4 protein-coding genes and 1 tRNA gene are annotated in these 5,405 nt (G+C 54.1%); 1 reads left to right on the top strand and 4 read right to left on the bottom strand.

Annotation, left to right across the window (positions count from 1 at the left end; genetic code table 11):
- The 4 genes from G9Q73_RS18935 to G9Q73_RS18920 form a co-directional block, all read right to left on the bottom strand.
- On the bottom strand, positions 1–1,644 hold a 1,644-nt coding region (locus G9Q73_RS18935; protein ID WP_177421172.1), incomplete at its 3' end, for a choice-of-anchor D domain-containing protein.
- 581 nt (positions 1,645–2,225) lie between these two features.
- A tRNA-Asn gene (locus tag G9Q73_RS18930) sits at positions 2,226–2,301 on the bottom strand.
- 65 nt (positions 2,302–2,366) lie between these two features.
- Positions 2,367–2,930 carry a GspH/FimT family pseudopilin gene (locus G9Q73_RS18925; RefSeq protein ID WP_177421171.1) on the bottom strand — a complete coding sequence of 188 codons (564 nt, stop codon included), beginning with the start codon at positions 2,928–2,930 and terminating at the stop codon, positions 2,367–2,369.
- Between the two features lie 111 nt (positions 2,931–3,041).
- Complete coding sequence (locus G9Q73_RS18920; RefSeq protein ID WP_177421170.1) at positions 3,042–4,229, bottom strand: pyridoxal phosphate-dependent aminotransferase; 1,188 nt, start codon at positions 4,227–4,229, stop codon at positions 3,042–3,044.
- A gap of 98 nt (positions 4,230–4,327) precedes the next feature.
- Between G9Q73_RS18920 and G9Q73_RS18915 the strand changes: the two genes are divergently transcribed.
- The coding region (locus tag G9Q73_RS18915) for a DEAD/DEAH box helicase family protein (protein WP_177421169.1) at positions 4,328–5,405 on the top strand (1,078 nt) is incomplete at its 3' end.

Here is a 5,405-nt window from a genome sequence, read left to right as displayed (position 1 = left end):
GGTGACATTACCAAAGGCAATCGCGAGATCGTCCAGCGGGGCGACGGTATCGGTAACGGTGATATCCGGTACCGCTAACCCTATACCCGTACCGTCAACGTTGACCGTTACCGGGTTTTCGTCCGGATCGTCGGAGGGAATATCGAAGGTGTCGCTGAAAGCGCCGGTCGACGGGGGCGAGAAGCGCACGGATAAGGAGCAACTGGCGAACTGGGTCAGTGTCTGCGTCGAGCAGGTGTCGTTCAGGATACTGAAGGGTGCTACCAGCGCGTCCAGCGCACCGATATTTCCGATAGTCAGATCTGCGTTGCCATCGTTGGTGACGGTCACGGTCTGATCGGCGGTGGTCATCTCGGTGATATCACCGAAAGCGACCTGCAGGTCATCTATCGGCGCGACCGAGTCGGTGACGGTGATGTCAGGGGCAGGGACCACCGTGTTCTTATAGACATAGACAGCGCCGGTATTAGCTACGATGCCAGTAGCCCCATATGCCCCGATGGCTGCAGTGTCGCCATCGATCGAAACAGCCCAACCGAATCTACCAAAAGCCGTGCCGTCAGAGGCCAGGAGTTTCTGCTCTACCCATTGGTCAGTACCCGGGTCACGCGCATAGAAAAAGACGTGACCAGCATCAAGGCCGTTGTCATCACCATAGTATGCGCCCACTACCGCGTAGTCGCCGCTGATGCCAACAGACTGGCCGAAACTGTTCCAGGACGTGGCACCAGTATCATAGAGCCACTGTTGCTGCGTCCAGATACCGGTGGCAGGATCACGCTCGAAGATAAAGGCGGAGCCATAGGAGGTGATGTAAGGCGCCCCTGTTATTGCTCTATCGCCCTTGATCGAAACCGTGTAGCCAACAGCATCCGAGCCATCGGAGCGCTCGAGCTTCAGTGACTCAGTCCAATTACCAGTGCCTGGATCAGGCTCAAAGACATAGGATGAGTTGCTCCCAAGCGACCCTGCCCCTACCAGTGCAGTGTCGCCGTCGATCGCAACACGGAAGCCGAAGTGATCGTTGATCGCACCGTCGGAAGGCAGCAGCTTAGCCTGCTCTGTCCAGAGGTCGGTAGCGGGGTCACGCTCAAAGACATAGGCATAGCCGATATCAACTGTGATGAGAGTACTAAAGTCTGCGCCGACGATTGCCGTGTCACCGCTGATCGCAACAGACTTGCCAAATATATGATAAGCCGCGCCGTCAGAGGCCAGCAGCTTAGCCTGCTCTGTCCAGAGGTCGGTGGCGGGGTCTCGCACAAAGACATAGGCAGAGCCAGAACTTTCTCCTTTGTCATCATCCCCCTTTACCCCAACGATTGCCGTGTCGCCGCTGATCGAAACAGACTCACCAAAACGATCATTCCGCGCGCCGTTAGTAGCCAGCAACTTCTGCTGCTGCGTCCAGGCACCAGTGCCAGGGTCACGCACAAAGATATAGGCCGCACCGTTGTCATCGACTACTGGCGCCCCGACTATTGCTGTGTCGCCACTGAGCGAAATGGACCAGCCGAACTGATCTCCATTTGCGCCATCAGAGGCCATCAGCTTAATTTCATCTGCAAAATCTGCATTGGCCGTAAGCGGTAGTATGAGGATTGCAATAGCTAACGAAAAAACGGGCAGCCATTTGTTATTCATTGTTCACATCTCCGTTTGCGAAAAATTCAAGATGCAGCGGGCTTGAACCCAAACGAAGAACTGCCTTCAGATGAGCTATCAAGCCAAAGAAGAAGCACCGCCAACCAGCTTATTACCATTATTACAGTTGTACAGTTCAATATTTGAATCCCTTGATACGAATCAATAAAACCTTAATAAAATATGATTTTAGGGCTGGGAGAAAATATTTGGTGATAAGTTGCAAAGCTCAGTGGCTCACGGATTGAGCCACCGTCTGGTGGACAATGTGTGGCAGGGAAGAGCGATGAGAGCTGAAGTTGGCCGGGTAAGCTGAAAATTAAGATCAATTATCCACTATCAGGCTTAACTTTCCGCCTATCCTACGGTCTGTTGCACTACGGATTTGACAATTTGAGGGGCGGTTGGCGTTACTGCGGTAGCCATTATTACCGTGACGGTCTTTTGGTTTGTGGGTTATTTAGAGAGGGAAGCACCAATCAAGTAGCACATGACTTGGGCATAAATCAAACCGCCTGTGGATTTTTCTCTTCACAAAAAACAAAGGGCCTAGCGATTTCTCGCTAAGCCCTTGTTTTGTATGGCTCCCCGGGACAGGCTCGAACTGCCGACCTAGTGATTAACAGTCACCCGCTCTACCGACTGAGCTACCGGGGAATTGTGTTGCAGCGCGCATATTAATGACACAGGTCGCGAGCGTCAATAGGGAAGTGCAGAAATAGTCAGTTGCAGCTCAGTTCGCCACCACTGGGTCGGGTTTTGGATATTCTGGGGCGGCCGGCATTCGATACCACAACCGCCCTGGGGTTAATATTTTCTGTTGTATCACAAAAGGTTAGGGTGAGATTGCTACCGGGAGAGGTGCCATCAGGTCGATAGATGATACGGCGTCTGCCCTGAGTCGAACGCATGCTTATGAGGGAGTGCTTTATCGCATTCTGATAGCGAATCCGCTTTTCGGAATCGTCGGGTTGCCGGTTACCGTTAGTGTCCGCATAGAGCAGGAAACCTTCATGCCAGAGTGGCTCATCGAGGCAGGTTTGTGCATCGGAACTAGGGCAGAGGATGGCCAGACCACCGGTCATGATGGCTGTGCTGCGCGTCAGTTGCAGGTGGCTGATAAAACTGTTGATTTCGCCACTCATCTGGCTGTTTGCCGCCAAAGTGCGATAGGCGGGTACGCCCGCGCTGAGCAGGATCAGTGCAACACTCAGAGTGGTAAGCAGTTCAGGAAGTGTGAAACCAGCCGTGCAGGCAGGTGTGTATCGATTCAGGGCGACATCCATGTCTGTCCCTCCAGTAGAGGTGTGTGGCCGGCCCGATCAGTTCACTCCATGAACCTAAACATCAGCGCCGGGAATTATTTTCTTATCTGAGCCAAGTCTACACGCAAAGATTTATCCGACAAGCACTTTTTCGATCCTGTCCAGGGCTTTCTGCAGATTCTCCATGCTGGTGGCAATGGAGATCCGTACATGACCACCCAGACCAAACGCGGTACCGGGTACCAGCGCCACACCAGCCTTTTCTATGAGATATTCGGCCAGTTCCATATCGTTATCGACCCCTTCGATGTTTTCCAGCGCACCCTCGATGTTGGGAAAACAGTAGAAGGTGCCGTCTGAGGGCAGGCACTCGACGCCGGGCATCCTGCTCAGCCGATCGACCACATAGTCGTGACGCTGCTTGAAGAATTTGAGCATATCGCTGATGCAGTCCTGCGAGCCTTCCAGCGCTGCCTGTGCCGCCACCTGGGAGATTGATGTGGGATTGGAGGTACTCTGTGACTGGATCTTCTTCATCGCCTTGATGATCTCCGCCGGGCCGCCGGCGTAACCAATACGCCAACCGGTCATGGAGTAGGCCTTCGAGACACCATTGAGAACCAGAGTGCGATCCACCAGTTCCGGGCAGGCATTGAGGATGTTGACGAAAGGGGCCTCGGTCCAGAGGATATGCTCGTACATATCATCAGTGGCGATAAGAATCCGGGGGTGTTCTTTCAGTACCTCACCCAAGGCCGTCAACTCCTCTTTGGTATAGGCCATACCGGTGGGATTTGAGGGGCTGTTGATGACAAACAGCCGGGTTTTATCGGTAATCGCCGCAGCCAATTGCGCGGCGGTGATCTTAAATTTCTGCGAGGCGCCGGCCTGGACCAACACCGGTACGCCACCGGCGAGGATTGCCATATCGGGGTAGGAGACCCAGTAAGGCGCGGGAATGATGACCTCATCACCTGGATCCAAGGTTGCCTGAGCAAGATTGTAGAAGCTCTGCTTGCCGCCACAGGAGACCAGGATCTGCTCCGGCTTATATTCAAACCCATTGTCTTTCCTGAACTTTTCGATAATCGCGTTCTTCAGGCCCGGCGTGCCGTCCACAGCAGTGTATTTTGTGAAGCCGTCATTAATCGCTTCGATGGCAGCCTGCTTGATATGCTCCGGCGTATCAAAATCCGGCTCTCCAGCGCCCAACCCGATGACATCCTTGCCGGCAGCGCGCATCTCAGCGGCGCGAGCGGTGATCGCCAAGGTGGGAGAGGGTTTGACGGCCTGTACCCTTACAGAGAGTTTTGTGTTCATTTTTAGTTTCCGTGGCAAAAGAGACGAATCTGGGGTGCCTCTCTCGAGAGGCGACAACGTGCAATAATATCCAATTATCCCGAGATGCAGAATCCCTGATGGCGAAAGATTTTCAATTGGTGTCCAAATTTGACCCGGCAGGCGACCAGCCAGCCGCGATCAAAAGGCTGCTGGAGGGCCTCCACGACGGTGAGGCAGGCATGACACTGCTGGGGGTGACCGGCTCCGGTAAAACCTTCACTATCGCCAATGTGATTCAGGAAACTCAGCGACCCACGCTGGTTCTTGCCCCCAATAAGACGCTTGCGGCCCAATTGTACGGTGAATTCAAGGATTTTTTTCCCCATAACTCGGTGGAGTATTTCGTCTCATATTACGACTATTACCAGCCCGAAGCCTATGTACCGGCCTCCGATACCTTCATCGAGAAGGATGCCTCCATCAACGAACATATCGAGCAGATGCGGCTTTCAGCCACCAAGGCGCTACTGGAACGCAGAGATACCATCATCGTCGCAACCGTTTCGTCGATCTACGGTTTGGGTGATCCAAATTCCTATCTGGGCATGATGTTGCATCTCTCCAGAGGCGATATCATCAACCAACGCGACATCCTGCACCGGCTGGCTGAGTTGCAGTACAAACGCAATGACGTGGAACTCCACCGCGCCACCTTCCGGGTGCGGGGTGAAGTAATCGACATCTATCCGGCGGAATCCGATGCCGAAGCACTGCGCATTGAACTCTTTGATGACGAGATAGAGCAACTCTCACTTTTTGATCCGCTGACCGGCGAAGTGCTACGCAGGGTGCCCCGCTACTCCGTCTACCCGAAAAGCCACTATGTCACCCCCAGGGAGAAGTTGCTCGGCGCAGTGGATTACATCAAAGTGGAACTCAAGGAGCGGCTGGAGCAGTTGGAGTCAGCCCATAAACTGTTGGAGCGGCAACGGCTGGATCAGCGCACCCGCTTTGACATCGAGATGATTCTGGAGTTGGGTTACTGCTCCGGCATCGAGAACTACTCCCGCTATCTCTCCGGACGCGCATCGGGGGAAGCCCCACCGACGCTGTTCGACTATCTGCCGGAAGAGTCGCTGCTGGTGGTGGACGAGAGTCATGTCACTATCCCCCAGATCGGTGGCATGTTCCGGGGGGATCGTTCGCGCAAGGAGA

It is taken from the genome of endosymbiont of Lamellibrachia barhami, from assembly GCF_011947365.2.
Taxonomy (GTDB): Bacteria; Pseudomonadota; Gammaproteobacteria; order Chromatiales; family Chromatiaceae; genus QGON01.
The sequence above is the reverse complement of the archived record's forward strand: the minus strand, read 5'-3'. Positions and strand labels throughout refer to the sequence as shown.

Coding starts and splice junctions, on each gene's coding strand:
- G9Q73_RS18925 (WP_177421171.1), bottom strand. CDS start 2,930: ATGGATGTCGCCCTGAATCGATACACACCTGCCTGCACGGCTGGTTTC.
- G9Q73_RS18920 (WP_177421170.1), bottom strand. CDS start 4,229: ATGAACACAAAACTCTCTGTAAGGGTACAGGCCGTCAAACCCTCTCCC.